The organism is Paenibacillus sp. O199 (assembly GCF_001636635.1).
Taxonomy (GTDB): Bacteria; Bacillota; Bacilli; order Paenibacillales; family Paenibacillaceae; genus Paenibacillus; species Paenibacillus marchantiae.
In genome coordinates this window covers 324,269-347,502 of the sequence record NZ_LGRP01000005.1, presented here as the reverse complement: position 1 = coordinate 347,502, position 23,234 = coordinate 324,269, and the positions used below count along the sequence as shown (strand labels likewise).

15 protein-coding genes are annotated in these 23,234 nt (G+C 47.6%); 10 read left to right on the top strand and 5 right to left on the bottom strand.

Annotated features, from left to right (window positions below; genetic code table 11):
• Positions 1–134 precede the first annotated feature (134 nt).
• From A6049_RS10635 to A6049_RS10615, 5 genes are all read left to right on the top strand, one after another.
• A complete protein-coding gene (locus A6049_RS10635; RefSeq protein WP_063564596.1) occupies positions 135–686 on the top strand; it encodes an undecaprenyl-diphosphatase in 552 nt (183 codons plus the stop codon).
• A 201-nt stretch (positions 687–887) separates the two neighbouring features.
• Positions 888–2,624, top strand: coding sequence for a methyl-accepting chemotaxis protein (locus A6049_RS10630; RefSeq protein ID WP_240321367.1), 1,737 nt, complete (start codon positions 888–890; stop codon positions 2,622–2,624).
• Positions 2,625–2,954: 330 nt separating this feature from the next.
• Positions 2,955–5,948 carry a glycoside hydrolase family 9 protein gene (locus A6049_RS10625; RefSeq protein ID WP_095206047.1) on the top strand — a complete coding sequence of 998 codons (2,994 nt, stop codon included), beginning with the start codon at positions 2,955–2,957 and terminating at the stop codon, positions 5,946–5,948.
• Between the two features lie 77 nt (positions 5,949–6,025).
• A complete protein-coding gene (locus A6049_RS10620) occupies positions 6,026–9,301 on the top strand; it encodes a glycoside hydrolase family 48 protein (RefSeq protein WP_063564595.1) in 3,276 nt (1,091 codons plus the stop codon).
• Between the two features lie 426 nt (positions 9,302–9,727).
• Positions 9,728–10,528, top strand: a complete 801-nt coding sequence (locus A6049_RS10615) for a C40 family peptidase (RefSeq protein ID WP_063564594.1) — start codon at positions 9,728–9,730, stop codon at positions 10,526–10,528.
• 88 nt (positions 10,529–10,616) lie between these two features.
• Here the strand turns inward: A6049_RS10615 and A6049_RS10610 are convergent, their stop codons facing one another.
• Positions 10,617–11,525: an ArsR/SmtB family transcription factor gene (locus tag A6049_RS10610; protein WP_095206039.1), complete on the bottom strand. Its 909-nt coding sequence runs from the start codon at positions 11,523–11,525 to the stop codon at positions 10,617–10,619.
• 179 nt (positions 11,526–11,704) lie between these two features.
• On the opposite strand from A6049_RS10610, the gene arfA reads away from it, so the two are divergent.
• Complete coding sequence (arfA, locus tag A6049_RS10605; protein WP_063564593.1) at positions 11,705–13,210, top strand: arabinosylfuranosidase ArfA; 1,506 nt, start codon at positions 11,705–11,707, stop codon at positions 13,208–13,210.
• Positions 13,211–13,423: 213 nt separating this feature from the next.
• On the opposite strand, the gene A6049_RS10600 is transcribed toward arfA, so the two are convergent.
• Positions 13,424–14,197: an MBL fold metallo-hydrolase gene (locus tag A6049_RS10600; protein ID WP_063564592.1), complete on the bottom strand. Its 774-nt coding sequence runs from the start codon at positions 14,195–14,197 to the stop codon at positions 13,424–13,426.
• Between the two features lie 174 nt (positions 14,198–14,371).
• Here A6049_RS10600 and A6049_RS34385 point away from each other — a divergent pair, with 174 nt between their 5' ends.
• Entirely contained in the window at positions 14,372–14,587 is a 216-nt protein-coding gene (locus A6049_RS34385; protein WP_342671821.1) for an Lrp/AsnC ligand binding domain-containing protein, read from the top strand.
• A gap of 13 nt (positions 14,588–14,600) precedes the next feature.
• Here A6049_RS34385 and A6049_RS10590 read toward each other — a convergent pair whose 3' ends face one another.
• The 3 genes from A6049_RS10590 to A6049_RS10580 all read right to left on the bottom strand — a co-directional run bounded on the left by A6049_RS10590 (position 14,601) and on the right by A6049_RS10580 (position 18,819).
• Positions 14,601–15,116 (bottom strand): hypothetical protein, encoded by a 516-nt coding sequence (locus A6049_RS10590; protein ID WP_063564591.1) that lies wholly within the window; start codon positions 15,114–15,116, stop codon positions 14,601–14,603.
• Between the two features lie 105 nt (positions 15,117–15,221).
• A complete protein-coding gene (locus A6049_RS10585) occupies positions 15,222–17,084 on the bottom strand; it encodes an ABC transporter ATP-binding protein (protein WP_481852576.1) in 1,863 nt (620 codons plus the stop codon).
• Positions 17,077–18,819 carry an ABC transporter ATP-binding protein gene (locus A6049_RS10580; RefSeq protein ID WP_063564590.1) on the bottom strand — a complete coding sequence of 581 codons (1,743 nt, stop codon included), beginning with the start codon at positions 18,817–18,819 and terminating at the stop codon, positions 17,077–17,079. The genes A6049_RS10585 and A6049_RS10580 overlap by 8 nt, the downstream gene beginning before the upstream one ends.
• Positions 18,820–19,178: 359 nt before the next feature.
• Here A6049_RS10580 and A6049_RS10575 point away from each other — a divergent pair, with 359 nt between their 5' ends.
• The 3 genes from A6049_RS10575 (at position 19,179) to A6049_RS10565 (ending at position 23,198) form a co-directional block, all read left to right on the top strand.
• Positions 19,179–20,102: an S-layer homology domain-containing protein gene (locus A6049_RS10575; protein WP_063564589.1), complete on the top strand. Its 924-nt coding sequence runs from the start codon at positions 19,179–19,181 to the stop codon at positions 20,100–20,102.
• A 1,199-nt stretch (positions 20,103–21,301) separates the two neighbouring features.
• Positions 21,302–22,273: an ABC transporter permease gene (locus A6049_RS10570; protein ID WP_063564588.1), complete on the top strand. Its 972-nt coding sequence runs from the start codon at positions 21,302–21,304 to the stop codon at positions 22,271–22,273.
• A gap of 16 nt (positions 22,274–22,289) precedes the next feature.
• The gene (locus A6049_RS10565) at positions 22,290–23,198 is read left to right on the top strand and encodes a carbohydrate ABC transporter permease (RefSeq protein ID WP_063564587.1); all 909 of its coding nucleotides are present in this window, start codon (positions 22,290–22,292) and stop codon (positions 23,196–23,198) included.
• The last annotated feature ends 36 nt before the right edge of the window (positions 23,199–23,234 follow it).

Here is a 23,234-nt window from a genome sequence, read left to right as displayed (position 1 = left end):
CAAAAAGTAAGAGAAATGTCCTCTTTGATTTCGAAAGTTCGGTTACTAGGCGACATATTTGACAAATAGTTAGTGTATATTTATTATGTAAAAAATAATCGTGTTTTGTGTAATGGAGGTATTAAACGACTGTTATGAATCAATCTGTATTTAATTGGATTAACCAGTTTGCAGACCGAATTCCGTTTCTGGACTGGTTTATGATTACATCAGCTGAATATGCGGTTTGGGTTATGATAGGGCTTCTTGTGATTGTGTGGTTTCTTGGCAATCCGTCGAAGCAACGAATTGTGTTTTATGCGTGTGTAGCTTCAATCGTAGCACTTGTTTTGGCAAAATGGGGAATTTCACCTGTGGTAGGTCATCCAAGGCCGTTCATGGAAGGCACGGTGCATCAACTGGTTCCGCATGTACCAGATCCATCATTTCCAAGTAAACATGCTTCCTTTGTATTCGCGCTCGCTGCAGCTTCGTTTTTTATCGGGCGTCGCTTCGGTATGTGGATGCTGTTACTTGCTGTGCTGACAGGAGTGTCGCGTGTCTATGTAGGTGTACATTATCCTGGAGATATTCTGGGCGGATTCATTCTAGGTAGCCTGGTCAGTGTGATCTTGATCGCTACGCGTAATTATACCAAGTCGATTCCCGATTTCTTCATTAACATTCATCGGCGGATTTTCCGTTAGAAACAGTTGAATATAATAGGGATCAGAAGAGAAGTATCGGATACGAGAGCCTTAAGTTTTTGGTGAGCCAAAGACTTAAGGCTTTTTTTGTGTTTATTTCGAAGTTAACTGAAATTTACAAAAATTGAATTCCGATATCTACAATTCATGACGATACGTGTCGATATACTATAAATATGTATTAGTTGAGGAGTGGGGAACATGAAAGACGTACGGGGAAACGTGAAGGGGAAATTGAGATTAACAATTCGAATGAAATTACTGACTGGATTTCTAATGGTAGTGGCTTTACTGGCTTTTGTAAGCATTTATGCGTTAACCCAAATTCATGATATGTCCAAAAAGGCCGATGAGATCGACAAGATGTGGATGCCCAGTGTGAGCCTGCTCGGGATGATGAATGGTGATGTTTCCGACGTTGAACGGCTTGCTCTTGCCATAATTGTCGAAACGAATCCAACTGAAATCACCAAGATGAATGAAGTGTTGGAACAGCTCCAAGCCAAGATTGCGATTGAGCGCAAGGAACTGGTTTCACTTATCGCAGGCAATACCGAAGCAGTGGGAATGTACAATACATTTAGCACGAACTATGAGGCGTATTTGGCGAAAATGCCGGAATTTATGAAATTGGGCATGGCTAACAATTACGAAGAAGCCAGCAGATTGCATTCAGAGGCCTATCCATTATGGTATACAGCGAATGATACCATTGCTCAATTAATCACGATGGGGAACTCATTGTCGGATGCAGCAACGAATGCATCGGTTGAGTCTGCTAAACAAGCATTTAATATTATTTTGGGAGTCACTATTGTTGCTTTCCTGGTTGCTATGTTTATTGCCTTCTTCATTGCAAGCATCATCTCACGTCCAATACAGAAGATGAATGCAGCAGCGATGTTGATTGCAGATGGGGATCTGACCAGTGAGAAGATTGTTCTTAAGAACAAGGATGAGCTGGGAACGCTGGCCGACTCCTTCAATGTGATGACTGGCAACCTGCGGGAGATGATTCAATCCGTATCGATGACATCCGAACAGGTAGCCGCTTCCTCGGAAGAACTTCTCGCGAGTGCTGAGCAGAATACCAAGGCGTCGGAACAGATTTCCGAGACGGTTGAGGAATTGGCTGTAGGTACATCGGATCAAGTAGATATGGTGAAACGTTCTTCGCAGGCGATGAATGAAATGGCTCTTGGTTCGGAACAGATTGCTGAGCTTGCTCAAAGTGTATCCGTATCTGCCGTTGATGCAGCGAATCAGTCTGCCGAAGGAAATATGATTATTCAGCAGGCTGTTGAACAGATGGGATCTGTTCGCAATTCCATTGCATCACTGACAGAACTGGTTACAGGGCTGGGAGAACGTTCCGCAGAGATTGGTACCATTACCGAGGTTATTAATAATATTGCCCGTCAAACCAACCTTCTTGCATTAAATGCAGCGATTGAAGCGGCACGCGCAGGCGAGCACGGACGTGGTTTCGCAGTCGTAGCTGGAGAAGTGCGGAAGCTCGCAGAGGAGTCTTCTACATCCGCACAACGGATTACGGATCTTGTCCAATTGATTCAGAAGGATACAGATCATGCCGTGCAGGCTGTGAAAGTGAACAGCAATGAAACGGAAGCCGGAATTGAGATTGTAACAGCCGCGGGACAAGCATTTGAACAAATTTCGAATGTAGTGAACAAGGTTGCTGGTGAAATCCAGGAAGTATCGGCAGGTTCCGAGGAAATGTCAGCAAGTACGAATGAAGTTGTAGGGTATGTGGATCAGATCTCTAACATTGCGGGAGAAGCAGCAGGCGGGGTACATAATGTATCTGCCGCAACCCAGCAGCAGCTGGCTTCGATGGAAGAGATTGCTTCGTCAGCAGGCTCTTTGTCCAAAATGGCTGAAGAGTTGCAGGAGCAAATCAACAAATTCAGAGTGTAAACGATCCAAAAGTAGGGTGTTCAGACTGGATAGTACCATGGATCATCATGCAACCTGTAGCACGGGTTATTCAAAATATCAGGACTGTTTCTCATATTGCGTTCAAGCGATATGAGGGGCAGTCTTTTTTGTCATATCACTACCCAAACATGTCACAACAATGTTATTTCAGAAGTCACCAGCGCTGATATTGCAACTGGAGCAAAAGGATATAATGGTAATTAATGGTGGAAATACATGGAGTCACACCATAGAAAGGAGCGGGTCATTACATCAGTGTAATTGGAAAATTACGAGACGACTATTGCAAAAGGAGATGAATGGTTGAAGATGAAGGGAAGCTGGTGGAGACGAATCGCTATCCTCGCGTTATCGGTAGGGCTACTGGCAGGGAGTACATCCATACAGGCATGGAGTGGTAAGGCAGATGCGGCTGCCGGAAATCATAACTATGCGGAGGCATTACAAAAGGCGGTTTATTTCTATGAAACTCAGCGTTCAGGGAAATTGCCGGAAGACAATCGGGTGGAATGGCGTGGTGATTCCGGATTAAATGACGGAGCGGATGTTGGGGTTGATTTGACCGGAGGGTGGTACGATGCTGGAGATCATGTGAAATTTGGTCTGCCGATGGCCTATTCGGCTACGATGTTAGCTTGGTCTGTTGTGGAATACCGCGAGGGATACGAGCAGGCAGGGCAACTGGAGCAGATTAAGGATAACTTGAGATGGGCCACAGACTATTTTGTGAAAGCGCATACGAAACCAAATGAATTATGGGGACAGGTCGGAGCGGGCAATACAGACCACGCCTGGTGGGGACCGGCTGAAGTGATGCAGATGAACCGTCCTGCTTATAAGATCGATGCATCCTGTCCGGGAAGTGAACTTGCGGGAGAAACTGCAGCGGCACTCGCTTCTTCATCCATTGTGTTCCGGGACAGTGACCCGGCTTATGCCAACAAACTACTTCAACATGCCAAGGAACTGTACAGCTTCGCGGATACGTATCGAGGCAAATATTCGGATTGCATTACAGATGCCCAATCGTTCTACAATTCATGGACAGGTTACTATGATGAACTCGCCTGGGCTGCAACATGGTTATATATGGCGACAAATGATAGCGCTTACTTGTCCAAGGCGATTGCTATAGCGAATCTGTGGCAGGCAGATGGACAGAACGGGAACTGGGCCTATACTTGGACCCAAGGCTGGGATGACAAACACTACGGAGCCCAGATTCTGCTGGCCCGCATTACGTCGAGTTTGAACATGCCAGAAGCGACGCGGTTCATTCAATCCACGGAGCGCAATCTGGATTATTGGTCTGTAGGCACGAATGGACAAAGAATCAAGTATACACCGGGTGGGCTTGCCTGGCTTGATACATGGGGATCGCTCCGATATGCAGCAAATGCATCTTTTATTGCTTTTGTATACTCCGACTGGGTCAGTGATCCAGTGAAGAAAGCAAGGTATCAGGACTTTGCCGTCTCTCAAATGAACTACATTCTGGGGGATAATCCACGCCAGAGCAGTTATGTGGTCGGTTATGGTCAGAATCCGCCTAAGCATCCTCATCACCGGACCTCTCACAGTTCATGGACGAACAATGAAAATACACCTTCAGAGCACCGTCACACGTTGTACGGAGCGATGGTTGGTGGACCGGATGCAACGGATGCCTATACCGATTCCATTGGCGACTATGTCAGCAATGAGGTGGCAACCGATTACAATGCAGGCTTTACAGGCGCGTTAGCCAAGATGAATCTGTTATTCGGCCAGAATGATCAGCCCATCGCGAATTTTCCGGCTCCGGAAGTGAAGACAGATGAGTTCTTTGTCGAAGCTGCCGTGAAGGCATCCGGTCCCAATTACGCGGAAATCAAGGCTCAACTAAATAATCGTTCCGGCTGGCCTGCGCGGATGGGGGATAAGTTATCTTTTCGCTATTTTCTGGATCTAAGTGAAGTTTACGCTGCAGGATATACCGTATCTGATGTCAAGGTTACAACCGCATACGCCGAGGGTGCTACCGTATCCCAACCGATTGTGGTTGATGCAGCGAAACGAATCTATGCTGTTACGGCGGACTTTACTGGAACCAAGATATATCCAGGCGGGGAAGGACATTATCGCAAAGAGGTCCAGTTCCGCATTACCGGCCCGCAAGGCGCCTGGAATGCGAATAATGATCATTCATTCCAGGGCTTGGGCACAGGTAATGTGGCGAAGAGCGTATATCTACCAGTCTACGATGCGGGAATACGGATATACGGTCAGGAACCTGGTGTTACACCGGTTGTCACTCCTGTTGCACCTTCTGGCGTGCAGGCTATATCAGGGAATGCTCAGGTCATCCTGAACTGGGTAGCATCACCTGGGGCAGAATCGTACACCGTGAAGCGTGCCGAGGTGAATGGGGGTCCATATACTTCTGTAGCGACAGATGTACATGGATTGACATACACGAATACGGGGCTTACGAACGGAAAGACCTATTATTATGTGGTGACGGCTGTTAATTCAGCCGGAGAATCGCCCGGGTCTGCACAAGCCTCTGCCACGCCGCAAGCTGGAACATCGTTGCCTGGCGAACTGACGTTAAGCGGTACGGCTGGCAACGCCCAGTCGATTCTGACCTGGACGGCAGCAACGGGAGCAGTGACTTATAAGGTACAGCGCTCCGTTGTGGGCGGCGCATATGCCGATGTGGCAACTGGATTGGCAGTATTGAATTATATCGATGCAACAGCGGTAAATGGAACGGCGTACAGTTATCGAATCGCCGCCGTGAATGCGAGCGGACAGACGTTGTCCAATATCGTGACGGTGACACCGAGTGCGCCTCCGGTAACGACGGGCACGCTTGAGGTGCAATATCGTAATGGAGGGTCAGGTACTTCCGGCAATGCAGTGACTCCGCAGTTTAATCTAAAAAACACAGGCACTCAGGCGATTGATCTGAGTACCGTGAAGCTCCGGTATTATTTTACCAAGGACGGTGCAGGGGATCTGACCTTCTGGTGTGATTATGCTCAGATCGGCACGGCTAATATTGAAGGCAAATTTGTCACGCTGACTCCGACAACGGGCACAGCGGATACGTATCTGGAGATCAGCTTCAAATCCGGGGCTGGCAGCCTGGCTGCTGGAGCGGAGACGGGTGTGATTCAGGGGCGCTTTTCCAAGAACAATTGGAGCAATTTCGATCAGAGCAACGACTATTCCTATGATGCAACCAAGACTGCTTTTACCGCATGGAATCAAGTAACTGGGTTTCAGGGAGGTGAGAAAGTCTGGGGCATTGAGCCATAACCTAACAGGGAGTTCAACAGCATGGGCAGACCCACGGTAATTCAAATTGAATTTCACCATTCCAGGGAGGTATATACATGTTGAAATCAGCTGCGAAAAAAAGTTTGTCTGCCATGCTAGCAGGGACCGTTATGCTGTCCGGGTACACCGGTTTGTGGGCAGGTCCCCAAACGGTTTATGCCGAAGAGCAGAACATTGATGCTCAGGCGGACGGAATAAATGAAGCTCGATTTTTGCAATTGTATGATCAGCTGAAAGATCCGGCGAACGGTTATTTTTCTCCAGAGGGCATTCCCTATCATTCCATTGAAACGCTGATGAGCGAGGCACCGGATTATGGGCACATGACGACATCCGAGGCATACAGTTACTGGCTCTGGCTGGAAACGATGTATGGTCACTATACGGGAGATTGGTCCAAACTGGAAGCGGCTTGGGACAGCATGGAGAAATACATCATCCCTGTCAATGAAGGTGACGGCAAGGAAGAGCAGCCTACGATGAGTTATTACAATCCGAACAGCCCGGCCACCTATGCAGCGGAAAAACCATTTCCGGATCAATATCCTTCTGCCATTAACGGTCAATATGCGGCCGGAAAAGACCCACTTGATGCCGAGCTGAAATCTTCCTACGGCAACAATCAGACGTACCTGATGCACTGGCTGCTGGATGTGGATAACTGGTACGGGTATGGTAACCTGCTGAATCCGAATCATACAGCGGCTTACGTGAATACATTCCAGCGTGGAGAGCAGGAGTCTGTATGGGAAGCCATTCCACACCCATCCCAGGACAATAAAACGTTTGGCAAAACGGGCGAAGGTTTCATGAGCCTGTTTACCAAGGAGACTCAGACACCGGCTGCCCAGTGGCGTTATACCAACGCAACGGATGCTGACGCACGTGCGGTGCAGGTACTGTATTGGGCGAAGGAGATGGGCTACACCAATACAACGTATCTGGACAAAGCGAAGAAGATGGGCGACTATCTGCGCTATGGGATGCACGACAAGTACTTCCAGAAGATCGGAAGTGCCAAGAACGGCACACCAACTGCCGGTACAGGCAAAGACTCTAATATGTATCTGATGGCATGGTATACCTCATGGGGCGGCGGTCTTGGCGAGGGTGGGAACTGGGCTTGGCGGATTGGAGCCAGTCATACGCACCAGGCTTACCAGAATCCGGTGGCAGCGTATGCCTTGTCTGATCCGGCAGGTGGCCTGATTCCAAAATCGACAACTGCCAAGGCAGATTGGAATGCATCGCTGAAGCGCCAATTGGAGTTCTACACCTGGTTACAGTCTCACGAAGGGGCAATTGGAGGTGGAGCGACGAACAGTTTTGATGGCTCCTACAAAGCTTATCCTGCTGGAACCAGTACGTTCTATGACATGGCTTATCAGGAAGCTCCTGTATATCGGGACCCCGACTCCAACACGTGGTTTGGTTTCCAGGCTTGGTCGCTGGAGCGTGTAGCTGAGATGTATTACATTCTTGCTGAGAGCGGGGACCTCAGTTCTGAGAACTTCCAGATGGCCAAAAAAGTCATTACCAAGTGGGTCGACTGGGCCAAGGATTATGTATTCGTCGATGAGCGTCCGGTGACGGATGCACAAGGATATTATCTGAATGCGGCAGGTCAACGGATACTTGGAGGTACCAATGCACAGGTTGCTACTACACCTGCACCGGGCGAATTCTGGATTCCAGGCAGCCAGGAATGGCAGGGGCAACCGGATAAATGGAATGGGTTCAGTGCCTTTACGCAAAATCCGAATTTCCATGTGGTAACCAAAGATCCTGCTCAGGATACAGGCGTACTGGGGAGCTATATCAAAGCCCTGACGTTCTTTGCTGCGGGGACTCAAGCCGAAGGCGGCGTACTCAGTGCCAAAGGCCAGGAAGCCAAAGATATGGCTGAGAAACTATTGAATACGGCGTGGGATTACAATGATGGTGTGGGGATCGTGACTGAAGAAGTCCGTAAAGACTACTTCCGCTTCTTTGCCAAAGAGATCTATATTCCGGCAAACTGGACGGGAACCTTCGGGCAGGGGAACACGATACCGGGTACAGCCGGCGTACCTTCTGACCCGGCCAAAGGTGGTAATGGCGTATACATTGGTTACTCTGACCTGCGTCCAGCCATCAAGCAAGATCCGGCATGGGCTTATCTGGATAATCTGTACAAAACGTCTTATAATCCAACAACGAAAAAATGGGAAAATGGCGCACCAACCTTTACGTATCACCGTTTCTGGTCACAGGTGGATATGGCTACCGCGTATGGCGAATATGATCGTCTCCTTGGTAACACAGGAGGCCCAGTGGTCCAAGTGCCAGCAGCTCCGGCGGGTCTGACAGCTGCAGCAGGCAGTGAGCAGGTTGCTCTGAACTGGACCGCATCCACTGGTGCCGCTTCTTACACGGTAAAACGTGCAGAGGTGAGCGGTGGCCCGTATACTTCCGTAGCAACGGGTGTTACCGGTTCGACCTTCACAGATACAGCACTGACCAATGGAAAAACGTACTATTATGTGGTGACCGCAGTGAATACGGCGGGTGAATCTGCACCTTCTGCTCAGGCCTCTGCAACACCGCAAGCGGGAACCTCTATACCGGGAGTGTTAACCCTTACGGGAACGGCAGGCAATAATCAGGCTGTGCTGACATGGACCGCATCGACCGGAGCTGCAAGTTACAAGGTACAACGCTCGGTTGCAGGTGGAACCTACGCCGATCTGGCTACAGGTCTGACGGCGCTGACTTACACGGATGCCACGGCAGTGAACGGTACCGCATACAATTACCGAGTGGTGGCAGTAAATGCAAGCGGGCAGACCTTGTCCAACGTAGTGACGGTGACACCAACAGCGCCTCCTGTAACAACAGGTGCACTTGAAGTACAATACCGCAATGGTGGTTCAGGGACGTCAGGCAATGCGGTGACCCCGCAGTTCAATATCAAGAACACAGGCACGACAGCAGTGGATCTGAGCCAGGTGAAGGTGCGGTATTACTTTACGAAGGATAGTGCATCCGATCTGAGTTTCTGGTGTGATTACGCTCAGATTGGCAGCGCCAACGTTGAAGCTCACTTTGTGACGGTAGATCCGGCTAAAGGGGCAGCGGATACGTATCTGGAGATTGGATTTAAATCCGGGGCAGGCAGTCTGGCTGCCGGAGCAGAGACGGGAATTATCCAGGGGCGCTTCTCGAAGAACAACTGGACGAATTTTGATCAGACCAACGACTATTCTTTTGATGCTTCCAAAACGGCCTTTAGCGCCTGGAACAAAGTGACCGCTTATATTAGTGGAGTCAACGCTTGGGGTATTGAGCCATAGTCGATTCATATTGAGACAGAGTACAGCCGGGGAGAGATCTCCGGCTTTTTGTAAGATGATTTTAGGATTACAGGTGCTCATAATCGGGAAATGAACCATAGTAATGTTTACCAAATATAGAATTTAAATATTAAAATATAGGTCATATGACGCATGTCCTAAGTGATGCGCGGTTTAGGCCTCTTTTCTGCGTAAAACGAAGCGTAGCAAATAGTTACAATAATTTAACCTTTGAAAAAGAAGAGATTTGCGGCAGTTTTAGCCAACTGGTGTGAGAGGTTTCCCTGATTCTTAGTGCTCAAGCCTGCCTGATCGAATACAGGACTTTGGACTGATGATCGTTATGGACAGCCCGTTTTACAATGGGGCAAGCCCGGCGAATGAGGCCAGGTTAAAATTCTGTAACATCAGGGGGAACACGACATCATGAACTGGAAAAGCAAGATCATTACTGCAAGTGTAACAGCAACGATGCTGATGGGAAGTCTGACAACAGGAGCATTAACGACACCTGCATCAGCAGCGGCAGTTGATAATTCAAAAGTTAAAGTCATCTGGGGAGTTAATTTGCGTACATCGCCATCTTCTTCCGCAAGCATTGTTCGTTTGGTGCCAAAAGGAGAGACTGTCACGGTAGTGCAAAAATCCGGATCAGGCTGGTATAAAGTTACGGACTCCGGTAACCGGACAGGATACATATCTTCTTCTTCAAAATATACACAAGCTGTGAAAGGCAACACGACAACAGGAAGTGGCAGTACTAGTGGGTCTGGTTCAGTTACAGGCAGTGCTTCGGTGGAGAAAGTGATTGCTGCCGGTATGAAATATTGGGGGACGCCTTATGAGTTTGGCGCAAGTCGTAACAGTACGGCTACGTTCGATTGTTCAAGCTTTGTCCGCCAGGCATTTATTGATGCGCTCGGAATCAAGCTTCCATCCGATTCGCGTAAACAAGGTGCTTATGTGAAAGCCAATGGTACCGTTCAGACGAATTGGAAAAATCTGAAGCGTGGTGACCTGATGTACTTTATGTCCTACAAAGGCAGCTCGGCTTCATCGTATTCTAGTGTGAACAAATCTACTGCTACGATTACCCACACGGGAATTTATCTGGGTGACGGCAAAATACTGCACACCTATTCCAACGCTGGCGGCGGTGTAACGATTAGTGATATCTCCGGAAAACATTGGGAGTACCGTTTCTTGTTTGGTGGAAGTGCACTTTAAGTTCCAGCATACTTATTAAATAATGACCATATATAGAACCTTCCATCTCTGCTCTATACGGGGGATGGAAGGTTCTTTTTGTTGTTTATTAGTCCTGGTAGTACAGACGAAACAGAATATCCTGATCGTAGTTGCCGAATCCTTGACCATACAATGTTAGCCCACCCACATGCTGCGCATCTTCCTCCACGGAGAGACGCAATGTCCACTGATTGCGTTCCACGGGGATATCCGCAAGCGTAATTTCGGACATATGCTGTCCATCAATAAATGTGCCCTCATGGGTGATCCGCAGCACCTTGAGCATGCCGTATTGATTGACACTGTCGCTCCACCATTCCGGGGTGAACACGCCTCTTCCATTTCCGGAATCTCCAGGACTTGTCCATTCACCGAGTCGAATTCCGTTGAGCATGAAGGTAATATCCGAAGGCCAGTTTGGGTTGACCGAAGGAGCTTCTGAACCTATCTCAAGTGACAATTCAATGGCACTGATCTGTTGACCTGACAAGATATAGTTTGGAATTTTGTATTCCACGAATCCGCGTCCAAACCAGAGAATATGGGCATGCATGCGTTCGGGATCTAGAAAATAGCGTGGATCATCATACTGTCCAATGACCTGATTGGATGTAGCCAGACCACAAGTTGGATACACATCAAAATGGGTGTAATGCCCGACAGGGATTGCCACTTCATGAAGCTTGCGGATGGTGCCCGTTTCCTGTGGCATAGAGATGCCAATCCAGTCGACTGCCAGGCTGTTCATTTTGTGCGTGCCGCCATCCTTGCGAATCATTTTGGACTGAATAATGCCCACATCCTGTAGCTTGCGAACATGCATGGTTACAATTGCGCTGCTCAGGCCGAGGGATGCGGCAATGTCCTTCACGTTCATTGGGGTCTCCGCGACAAGCCTGATAATCTGCAGACGGACTTCACTCGCGAGTGCCTCGTATAGGGGCAGCCATTCTGCATCGGTATTTGCTCTGATCACATCTGTTCCTCCATTTTTGATTTATAGAATTAAGTTAAACATAAATCCAGTCAAAAGAATAACATTTTGCAAAATTCAGGTTGAAATTGGTGCCATAATCGATTTTAATATAAATATGAACGTTGATCCATAGATTATCAATTAATTTTTATATTAATCTTAGGGAGCTGAACTTCACGATGGAAAAAGCAAAAATGACGGTAGACAAGGATTTCACAATTGGCGTAGTTGATAAACGTTTATACGGTTCGTTTATTGAACATCTGGGACGTGCCGTATACGGTGGAATATATGAGCCGGGTCATCCTACAGCGAATGAAGCGGGATTCCGTGGAGATGTGCTCGAGATGGTTAAGGAGCTACAGGTTCCGATTGTGCGGTATCCTGGCGGTAATTTTGTATCCGGTTACAATTGGGAGGATTCGGTTGGGCCTGTGTCTGAACGCAAACGCAGACTTGAACTAGCCTGGAGAACTATCGAGACCAATGAATTCGGGTTCAACGAATTTGTGGATTGGTCCAAACAGGCGAATTCGGAAGTGATGATGGCCGTCAACTTGGGAACAAGGGGTGTAGACGCAGCCCGCAACATCGTGGAGTACAGCAATCATCCTGAAGGTTCCTACTATAGTGATTTGCGTATTAAACATGGATACAAAGAGCCTCATGCCATCAAAACCTGGTGTCTTGGCAATGAAATGGACGGTCCGTGGCAGATTGGTCACAAAACAGCAGAAGAGTATGGACGGATTGCACTTGAAGCGGCAAAAGTGATGAAGTGGACAGATCCAACGATTGAGCTGGTCGCTTGCGGAAGTTCATCCCTGGGTATGCCATCCTTTCCGGAATGGGAAGCAACGGTGCTGGATCATACGTATGATCATGTTGAATATCTGTCGCTCCACCAGTATTACGGTAATGCTGAACAGGATACGCCAACATTCCTTGCGCGTTCCCTTGAGATGGATCGTTTTATTGAGACGGTAAAAGCGACCTGTGATTATATCAAAGCGAAGAAGCGCAGCAAGAAGACGATGTTCCTGTCCTTTGATGAATGGAATGTCTGGTACCACTCCAATGAAAGTGACAAGAAGCTGGACCCGTGGCAGATTGCTCCGCCACAGTTGGAGGACGTATACAACCATGAAGATGCACTGCTTGTGGGATGTATGCTGATCAGCATGCTGAAACATGCGGACCGAGTTAAAATGGCATGTCTGGCGCAGCTCGTCAACGTTATAGCTCCAATCATGACGGATAATGGTGGTGCTGCATGGAGACAGACGATCTTCTATCCGTTCATGCATGCTTCCGTGTTTGGACGTGGAACTGCACTTGTACCGTTGATCCAGTCTCCGAAGTATGACACCAAACAAATTACGGATGTTCCTTATCTGGAGGGCATTGCGGTGTATAACGAAGAGCAGGGTGAAGTGACTGTTTTTGCCGTAAACCGTCATCTGGAAGAATCACTGCCGCTTGAAGTGGATCTGCGCAGCTTTGGGAAGTGCCGCTTGATTGAGCATATTGTGCTGGAAAGTGATGATCTAAAAGCAGCCAATACCGCAGCACAGTCGAATCGCGTTGCTCCGCATAATCGTGGTGATGCAGAAGTGTCAGATACACTGATCACGGCAAGCCTGGCCAAAGCATCGTGGAATGTAATCCGATTGAAAGTTCAATAATAGGTGAAATGAGACGAGGGAATTATTCTGGCTTTCACAGAGATACAGAGCACTCCGATGGCACAACTATCTTCGGATCGCTGTTTTCCTCAACTATAAACGCAAATAAAAGCTGGATGCGAACGAATCGCATCCAGCTTTTTTCGTGTTCCATGGAGAGAATTACTAGAGTATACTCCGTTTGTTAAAAGTCACTCACCGTATCAATGAACTTTATTTCAACTCAGTATCCGGTCCGAATACAAAGCTCTCGCCGTCGCGTGGAATGAGCACCTGTCCATCCAATTGTTCGGATGCCAGATAACTGGCGAGGTCCACGCGGGACATCATGCAATGGTTAATGGCATCCATATGCACAGCGATGACATGAGCATCCGGCGCATGGTGTTTCACGGCAGCTACGTCAGGCCCGTCCATCGTTATCGGATCTCCTTGCAGGAAGCGGGCACCGCCAGCATTCACCACAATTACCTCAGGTCGATATTGACGAATGGCTTCGGCGGGTTCTTCACACCAGATGGTATCCCCGGCGATATAGGAGACAGGTTCTTCGTCAGCTTCCAATACAAAACCAGACACTTTGCCCATACGTTCGCCGATTTCTCCAGTTCCGTGTTGTCCTGAGGTGCGGACAAAACGTACAGAATGATACTCATGTTTCTCATCCACGGCGGTAACGTTGGTAAATCCGGCTCCAGTGAACACGGCCTCATCTCCTGGTTGGCATAGCAGAGGTACATCCTTGCGTAGCTGCTTCGCTGCTGCTTCATCCCAGTGATCGGGGTGGGTATGCGTAACGATCACCAGATCGGGATTCACATAATCCGTTTCCGTCTCGGGTAAAGAGACTCTAGGATTGCGTAATTCATTGGGCGTGTTCGGGAAAGCGGGCATCACTTCTTTATCCATCAACATGGGATCAACCAGTATATTCAGACCCCCATATTCCAACCATAATGTAGCATTACGAATCAATTGAATTTTCATTGAACCTGCACTCCTTCGGGAATTAATGTTATTATCCTATATGTTATACAACCCGTTTATGGGCGTAAATAACACACTGAAAGAAAACAGGCCACTTTAATTTCAAGTTGAAAGGATTGCAAAATAGATGAATGAGACGATTGATGATACAGATATACGCATACTGAAAAGCCTATTTTTCTGAATTCCGGCGACCGACATGCCGCCTTCCGTGAATTTATGGCTGCACGTGAAGACATCGTGGAGGTTCACCGTGTCAGCGGAGAGGGCTGCTATTTGATGATCGTACGCACAGGAACAATGGAGCAGCTTGGCAGTTTGCTGGAAGCCATTTTGCCGTATGGAAATTATAGAATGAACCTGTCTGTTGGTATAGAAAAGTCGGAATGATGTGAGCTGAATTTCAGATGTCCTGTTGCTGTTTCTCACGCAGCGTCTCCTGCAGAAGACCAACTGCTCGACTGAGCTCTTTTTTGGTTAGCAAATGATCGGTCTGGATATGACGCCGGGTGCCGTCTTTCAAATACAGGGCAATCATGGGGGAAGCAGACAATATCCATTTGTTGAAGGCGGGAGAGCCAATCTCAATTTTACGAATCTCATTCCAGGGAATGGTCCGTTTAAGGATACGAAGCCCTTCATCATTCCAGGATAATAACACAGGGGAACTTGCGATTGCCCGGGACAGAAACATAAAAAATACGGGCCCGATAAACCACATGCCAAGAATGGCTGCGATGGAATAATATAATGTCTCCAGTTGTTCAGCGTGATCTTCATAGATGATCCATAACAGGGTGACACATAATAGCAAGAACAGAAGACATATTGCTCCTTTCCATACAGCCGTGAAACGGCGATAGCCAATCTGTCGATGCTCCAGCTTCGACTCTGATAGTTTATATAATTCAGGTTTCATAAATACGCCTCCTTAACATCATTTCCCAGAAAATATATCAAACATGCCGCCTGCATCGCAGAGCGGCACGTTCAACGTTTATTTAACCCCATTTGGTTCGATGAGCTATCCAGAAATAGCTGAATCATTACCGGCTTCACGAGCATGGGTGTAAAGATCAGCATATACCCCTTCAGCATCAATCAACTTCTGATGTGAGCCTTCTTCGACAATTTCACCATTCTCCATAACGAGAATCCGATCTGCATGCATGACCGTAGAGAGACGATGCGCAATAACAATTGTTGTTCTTCCCTGAGAGACGGATTCCAGCGCCTGTTGTACCAATTGTTCGGTATGCGAATCCAGATTCGCGGTTGCTTCATCCAGGATAAGCACACGGGGCTGAAAGACCACGATTCGGGCAAACGATATCAGTTGACGTTCTCCGGCGGACAGACCGCTTCCGCGTTCGGAAAGACGTGTATCATACCCTTGTGGCAAACGTGAAATCATGGCATGTGCTCCGACGAATCGGCAGGCCTGAATAGCCTGCTCTCTAGTAATATCCTCGCGGAACATTCGTACATTGTCAATGATGGAGCCCGAGAAAAGGAATGGTTCCTGCTGGATCAGACCAACGATCCGATGAAGATTGGCCTGCGGGAAATGGCGAATGTCTATGCCATCAATTTCAATGCTGCCCTGATTCACATCGTAAAAGCGATTGAGCAGGGAGATCAACGTACTTTTGCCAGCTCCTGTAGTGCCTACAATGCCCACCATTTCACCTGGATAGAGATGCAGATTCATATGCTGAATCAGGGGGCGATCTGCCCGATAACCGAACGATACATTATTAAAATCAATCTGTCCCATCACACTCCGTGGTTCAAGTGTGGAGGCAGTCCCGGGTTTGGGGTCAGCGACTTCCGGACGGGTACTCAGAATGTTCCAGATCCGATCCATGGATACGGTGGTTGATTGGAATGTGTTCCACTGCATGGTGATCTGGTTAATCGGCTGGAAGAACTGGCGGATGTAACTGATAAACGCATAGAGCACACCCACCTGCAATGATTCACCCAGCACGGCACGTCCTCCAAGCCAGACCATCATAACGAGCGCCGCATTGCCAAGGATATCAAACGTCCGGTTGAATATGACATTCGAACGGGCTTGTGTGATATTGGCCTTCAGGTGAAGTTGGTTCTGTTCCGTGAATCTTTTCTTCTGCTCTTCTTCCTGATGGAACGCCTGGATCAAAAACATGCCGGACAGGTTCTCTGCCGTGAATGCAATCAAACGGGAGAGACGAGTTCGGGCATTCTGATAAGCCCTGCGTAGTTGGCTCCGAAATAATACAGCAACGATGGCGATCACAGGCAGCACGATGAGAGAGTACCCTGCGAGTACCGGATCGAGCTGGAACATAAAGACGATAATTAGCACCAGCATCATGCCATCCCGGATGAGACTTAGCAGTACTTGAGTGAAGAAACTGCTGATCGTTTCCGTATCACTGGATACATTCGTCACCAGACTGCCGATATGGAAGCGATCGAAGAAAGACATCGACATTTTGGAGATATGCTTGAACAGGTCCTTACGAATGCGAGAGACGATGTTCTGACCGACATGTTGCAGCAGGTTGTTTTGTACATAGGTAAAAATAAAGCTGATTACAGCCAGCCCCAAAAAGATGGCTGCCAGCTGGACAAGAAAGCCTACACTAGTCTGACCAATTGCCAGATGATCATCGATCGCGATCTTCACCAGATAAGGCTGAAGCAGATCGGCGGAAATACCCAGCAGCGAACAGAAAAAGATACCTGCAAAGGCCCATTTATGGGGGTGGGCGTAGGACATCATCGCTTTGAAGGAAGTCCGCTTATTCTGGTCTGCGCCTGCGTCGGAACCGGACCCATGGCCTGACGGTTGTGCTTGGGCTCCCGCATCTGAACGAACTTCAGCGTTACGGTCAGTCATGATGTAATCCCTCCTCCTGCAAACGATAGGTTGCAGCATATAACCCTTTTGCGGCCATCAGCCCTGCATGTGTTCCCTGTTCAGCGATTCGACCTTCATCCAGAACGATAATTTCGTCGGCATGACGGACTGCACTGATCCGGTGGGAGATAATCAGCGTTGTTTTTCCTTTACCAATCTCACGCAGGCTGCGTAGAATGCCACTTTCGGTGACGGCATCCACAGCACTCATACTGTCATCTAGAATGAGCACCTGCGCTTTTTTGATCAACCCCCTCGCCAGACTGGTACGCTGACGCTGACCGCCAGACAACGTGAGTCCACGTTCGCCCAGCAGGGTATCGAACCGATCAGGGAACCGGATAATGTTCTCGTATATCATCGCTTGTCGTGCACTGTGCTCTACGGTGTCCAGCGGAACCTCGCGGTCACTAAAAGCGATGTTGTCCCGAATGGTTGTACTGAACAGGAATCCATCCTGCGGTACGTAGGCAATACGGGATCGCAGACTTTCCAGCGACAGCTGCCGGATGTCGGTGCCGTTAATGCGGATTGTGCCTTCAGGCGGCTCATATGTACGCAGCAATAGCTTCACAAAGGTACTTTTACCAGAACCTGTTTTACCCACAATACCCACGGTTCGTCCTGCCTGGATATTCAGACTGATGTTTTTGAGCGCAGCGGATGAACTGCCGGGATAGGAGAAAGATAGATTCTCAATCGTAATGTCGTTCACGGCTTGGAGACTTGTCGCATTGGGAAGCTCGCGCACGTCAGGCACTTCCGTCAACAGATCATTTACCCGCTCAAGTGATGCTCCAGAACGCTGCATAGTATTGATCACATTACCGATTTGTTGAAGCGGTCCCATGATGATCCGCAAATATAACGTCAATGCGACAAAACTTCCGAGTGTAATGGAATTCTGCATCGTCAAAATTCCGCCGACAAGCAGGGAGACAACCAATGAAATGGCACCCAGTAGCGGTAGCAAGGCCTGAAATAGAGAGGACAGACGAACAAGCCGCAGCTGCTTGCTTTTGATTGCATCTACTGTGAACCCAAATCGTTCACGGGCGCTGTCTTCAATGGCAAATGTTTTGGTTACACGAATACCACCAAGCTGTTCCTCTGCGGATTCCGTCATCGTTGCAAGGGCATCCTGCACATCACGAGAGCGCTTGCGAATTCGCGGACCGAAAAAAACGACCAGAAAGGGAATGGCCAGCAAAGGCACAATACTGATCAGAATAAGTTTCATCGGGATTCCGCTGAGCAGCATCATCACGATGCAAGATAATAATAGAAATGTTGCATTGGTCATCATGGTGACGCCGTTGGAGATGGCTTCACGTACAGAGGTAACATCATTCATGACGTAACTGAGCAGTTTCCCATTTCCCTGTTTGGAAAAATAGTACTCGCTAAGTTCGGAAAACTTGCCGAAAATGCGCTCGCGTGTCATGAATTCGAAGCGGCGTCCAAGCTTCATGATCATGAATTGTCCGGTACCGAATAACAGATTATAAGCGATGGCAATAGCCAAAAGCGAAAGACTGTACCGGATGACCGTATTCATCTGAAGTGTGTTCTGCATGAGTTGATCCGTGAAACTGCCCAGAATTCGGGGTAAGGACGCCTGACCCACATTGGAGGCAATAATCAGTAGTACAGCGAACAGATATACGGGCCAGTTGGCAATGACATAGCCTCGTAGTAATCCTTTCTTGGACATAAGATTTGTTCTCCTTTGTTCAGGGTGAAAGTCGGTTTGGAATCGGAGTCAAGAAAAGGGCCGACACCTGATAATAGCGCGTCGTGCCCTCTTACTTTATGCGATCCGGTTTGCAGTTTATCCGTTATTCGCTAGAATTCTCTATTCTTATTTTTGCGCTAAACGGTAAGGATGTCAACGAAGCAAGCAAGCATAATGGAAAGAAAGCAGATCGGCGCCCGTAGGGTAAGGGATATATGCAGTATTTCCATCATTTATTCACCAGATGTCGATTTTACTGAAACATTTCAGGGGGGGCTGCCGTCTGTAGGATTGAAGAGGTCAAAAATTGGGTTTACTAAATATGGAGGTGCCAAGAAATGAAACATAAAAAAGGATTGGCTGCAACGCTTGCGCTCTGCGTGTCTTTGACGGCAGGAGGTGCATCGGTACTTGCATTTTCGGATGTAAAAGATGAAGGACAAAAAACGATTGTGGACTCGTTACATTCCAAGGGTGTTGTTAATGGAGTAACGGCGGATCTATTTCGTCCGGATCTCGCATTGTCCGAGCCACAGGGTGTTCAACTGATTGTGAACGCTTTTGGTCTGAAAAATGAATACGCTGCCGCTTCGGCACAAAATAAAATTAGTCCAACGACCTGGTACGCCGATGCGGTTCAGGCTGCAACACAGAATGGTCTGTCCATTCCGGTGGAGTTGAATCCACAGGCCAAAATGACGCGTGAGCAGTTTGCCATTTTGCTCCTTGAAGGGATTAACACAACCGGAGAATATCCGGTGATCATGCTGTATAATGATATTAAGGACGAAAATAAAATCGGTAAGGACGCCAAATCTGCGGTCCAGAACCTGCTGAACATGGACATCATTGAACTGGATAAGGACGGAAACTTCCGTCCAGATCAGTCGCTTACCCGTATGGAGGCTGCAAGCATGATCTTCAATGCACTTGAATTTGTAGATAAGCACGGCAATGGCGGATCGACAGAACCGACTCCAACGAATCCAGGCGAAGGCCAACAGGGGATTGTGCCTACCGTGACATCAACCAAAGTGGATGACAAGACTGTAAAAGTCAAACTGACCGCGCAAATGCCTCATCCTGGTTATGGGTTGAAGATTGAAGATGTGAAACTGGAGAAGGATGGACGTGCCATCGTGCTGTATACGATTATCCAACCTGACCCGGACATGATGTATCCAATGGTTATTACCGATGTAACCGCAGAGACAGACATACCAACAGGATACACTGCAGAAGCACAGCCTTCTGGAAAATAATCAAGCCTTGCCAGCGTGCTCCGATCTGAGATCGGAGCGCGCTTTTTTTTTATTTTTTCTGAAACCGACGATCGATATGAAAAAGCTTGCGTAGGGAGAGCGGCTGTCTTCCAGTCCGAATCTTGATTAGTCCGACTGAAAAGTATTGATTCTATTTATATATGTTACATTTTGTAACTCGCAAGTAATTCAAAAAGTGGAATTAAGGTAATTAATGTGATGTTAAATAACATTGAAGGTGTCGTTTATAAAATGTAAATCAATATCTATATAAGCGATAAAGCCGCTTCGTGTTAACGGAGCGGCTATTTTTCTGGCCTGATCCGGAAATTATCATTCATTCAAGATCTCCATGTCATGTGCAAATTCAACATATATGACTGGATATACCCAGTGTTTATCTACGTTTATGTGCCTTGTAGCCAAGGGTGAAAACGACATATTTACGGAGAAGGGAAGAAACTCATAGAATAAAGCCAAGCCATAAGGGAGCTTGATGCAGGTGGTAAATGTGTGATAGATAATATTACATTTATGTGGTTGAATTAAATCTATCCTTTTTACTTTTCCTAAGCATCAAGAGAGAAAAGGTGCGCCTCACCCATTACAAGAGCAGACCGAAAGACATTAGAAGGTCAAATGCATGAGGAGGAGGTCGAAACACAGTAGCAATGAAGAGGAACTTCTATTACATTCAAGATGGTAATGCGCTATGCATGCTAAGACCTTGCGACCTGTATGACCGATGTGAATCCAGAATTCGACCTACACACATGGAATAGCTCTTTCCTAAACATATGTGGGTTTTGACTTTAAGGTCTGTTTCTCAACTTTCATTCAGATCGGACATCTCTCAAGTTCATGTGAAGCTACTCCAAACGACAACTTCAAGAGGGAAATGGGTCAAATTCCACATGTTTTATGTCTCCAAAATGACAATGACAAGCTGGAACCAAAAGCGTAAACCCCTGTTTTAACAGTACTTTCCGTGTTTTTAAGAGTGAAGATCGAAATAGCATATTTACGAATTCGGAAATGATCCATAAACTCAGTATGTAAGCGTTACCAATTTGCGAGGGAAACAAGGGCCTCGCATGATAGAAATGTGGTCCGGGACTCATTCCTTACATTTGAACAGGAGTGTTTCGCTCTTCTTACAAAACGGACGGATTTTCATTTAGAAAAGGAGGAAACAACTGATGCAGCCAGAAGGGAAGTCCGCCTTGTCGCAAAACCTATCGGTGTACACGATTCCGAACCGCAAGAAAAATAAATTATGGAGAAGGATGATTCGAAACTGGGAGTTGTATCTGTTTATCGCGCCAGCATTTCTATACTTTCTGATTTTTCATTACGGGCCGATGTACGGCATACAAATCGCATTCAAAAACTTTATCCCGACGCTTGGTGTTACGGGAAGCCCGTGGGTTGGTTTCGATCATTTTATCCGGTTCTTTAATTCGTATTATTTCTGGGATTTGTTATGGAATACCCTCAGTATCAGCTTGTATGAGCTTGCTATAGGTTTTCCGCTGCCGATCATTCTGGCGTTAGCCTTCAATGAAGTAAAGGACTCCTTCTTCAAACGTACCGTACAGACGGTCACGTATGCACCACATTTTATTTCGGTCGTAGTCATGTCGGGTATGATCATTACCTTCTTGTCACCTTCGTCAGGCATGATTGTCAATTTGGTGGAGGCTCTTGGATTTCAGGCCCCTCAATTTCTGACGGACCCTGCGTGGTTCAAGACGGTGTACGTACTCTCAGGTGTCTGGCAGAGTGCAGGCTGGGGTACCATTATATACCTCGCAGCTCTCTCGGGTGTGGACCCTCAACTGCATGAAGCTGCCGTGGTGGATGGTGCGAGTCGGTTCAAACGGATTCTGCATATTAACATTCCAGCGATCATCCCTACGATCACCATTTTGTTAATTCTGAATATGGGCAGTATTTTGGGCGTCGGATTCGAGAAAATCTTGCTGCTGCAAAATCCGTTGAACATGGGTTCATCCGATGTTATCTCGACATTTGTCTATCGGTCCGGTCTGGTCGATGCACAGTACAGTTTCTCCACAGCTGTAGGATTGTTCAACTCGGTAGTTAATGCGATTCTGCTGATTACGGTGAACCAAATTGCACGTCGCACCAGTGAAAACAGTTTGTGGTAAAAGGAGGGGAAAACACATGTCAACCGCGGTTAAGGAAAGCAGAAGCGATAAAGTGTTCTTATGGTGCAACTACATCTATCTGACGATAGCGCTCGTCATTGTGCTTTACCCGCTGTTATACATCATTAGCGCCTCAATCAGCGATCCCAAATTTGTAAGCTCCGGTGAGATGTGGCTGCTACCCAAAGGAATTACGTTTGAAGGGTATGCTCGCGTATTTGAGAACACCAACATCTGGATTGGGTACAAAAATACGATCATCTATACCGTCGTAGGTACACTCGTCAACCTGATGGTCACTCTTCCGGCAGCCTACGCGCTCAGTCGCTCTGATTTTGTGGGACGTGGATTCTTCATGGCGATGTTTATGGTAACGATGTTTTTCAGTGGAGGGCTTGTCCCGAGCTACCTGCTGATTAAGGATCTTGGTATGGTGAACAGCATGTGGGCGCTTATTCTGCCAGGAGCTGCATCTATCTGGAATATTATCGTATGCCGTACGTTTTTCCAATCGACCATTCCCAAGGAGCTGCAGGAGGCGGCCCATATCGACGGGTGTACCAACACCCGGTTGTTCATCCGGATTGTGCTTCCGCTCTCCATGCCGATCATTGCCGTGATGGCGCTCTTCTACGGAGTCGGACACTGGAACAGCTATTTCAGTGCCATGATCTATTTAAATGATTCCTCGAAGTATCCGCTGCAGCTCTTTCTTCGCCAAATCCTGGTACTTCAGGAGATGGCAGCACAGGGCGGTGGAGCTATCGATACCTCTTCAGCAACGGCGATGAATTCCAAAGCGGAAATTGCTGCGTTGGTCAAATATGCCGTCATTATTGTTTCAACCTTACCTGTGATTGCGATTTATCCATTCCTTCAGCGTTACTTTGTACAGGGTGTTATGATCGGTTCCGTCAAGGGATGATCTTAAACCATAATCCACACTAAAAAAAGGGGAGTT

Coding starts and splice junctions, on each gene's coding strand:
- A6049_RS10635 (WP_063564596.1), top strand. CDS start 135: ATGAATCAATCTGTATTTAATTGGATTAACCAGTTTGCAGACCGAATT.
- A6049_RS10630 (WP_240321367.1), top strand. CDS start 888: ATGAAAGACGTACGGGGAAACGTGAAGGGGAAATTGAGATTAACAATT.
- A6049_RS10625 (WP_095206047.1), top strand. CDS start 2,955: ATGAAGGGAAGCTGGTGGAGACGAATCGCTATCCTCGCGTTATCGGTA.
- A6049_RS10620 (WP_063564595.1), top strand. CDS start 6,026: ATGTTGAAATCAGCTGCGAAAAAAAGTTTGTCTGCCATGCTAGCAGGG.
- A6049_RS10615 (WP_063564594.1), top strand. CDS start 9,728: ATGAACTGGAAAAGCAAGATCATTACTGCAAGTGTAACAGCAACGATG.
- arfA (WP_063564593.1), top strand. CDS start 11,705: ATGGAAAAAGCAAAAATGACGGTAGACAAGGATTTCACAATTGGCGTA.
- A6049_RS10600 (WP_063564592.1), bottom strand. CDS start 14,197: ATGAAAATTCAATTGATTCGTAATGCTACATTATGGTTGGAATATGGG.
- A6049_RS10590 (WP_063564591.1), bottom strand. CDS start 15,116: ATGAAACCTGAATTATATAAACTATCAGAGTCGAAGCTGGAGCATCGA.
- A6049_RS10585 (WP_481852576.1), bottom strand. CDS start 17,084: ATGACTGACCGTAACGCTGAAGTTCGTTCAGATGCGGGAGCCCAAGCA.
- A6049_RS10580 (WP_063564590.1), bottom strand. CDS start 18,819: ATGTCCAAGAAAGGATTACTACGAGGCTATGTCATTGCCAACTGGCCC.
- A6049_RS10575 (WP_063564589.1), top strand. CDS start 19,179: ATGAAACATAAAAAAGGATTGGCTGCAACGCTTGCGCTCTGCGTGTCT.
- A6049_RS10570 (WP_063564588.1), top strand. CDS start 21,302: ATGCAGCCAGAAGGGAAGTCCGCCTTGTCGCAAAACCTATCGGTGTAC.
- A6049_RS10565 (WP_063564587.1), top strand. CDS start 22,290: ATGTCAACCGCGGTTAAGGAAAGCAGAAGCGATAAAGTGTTCTTATGG.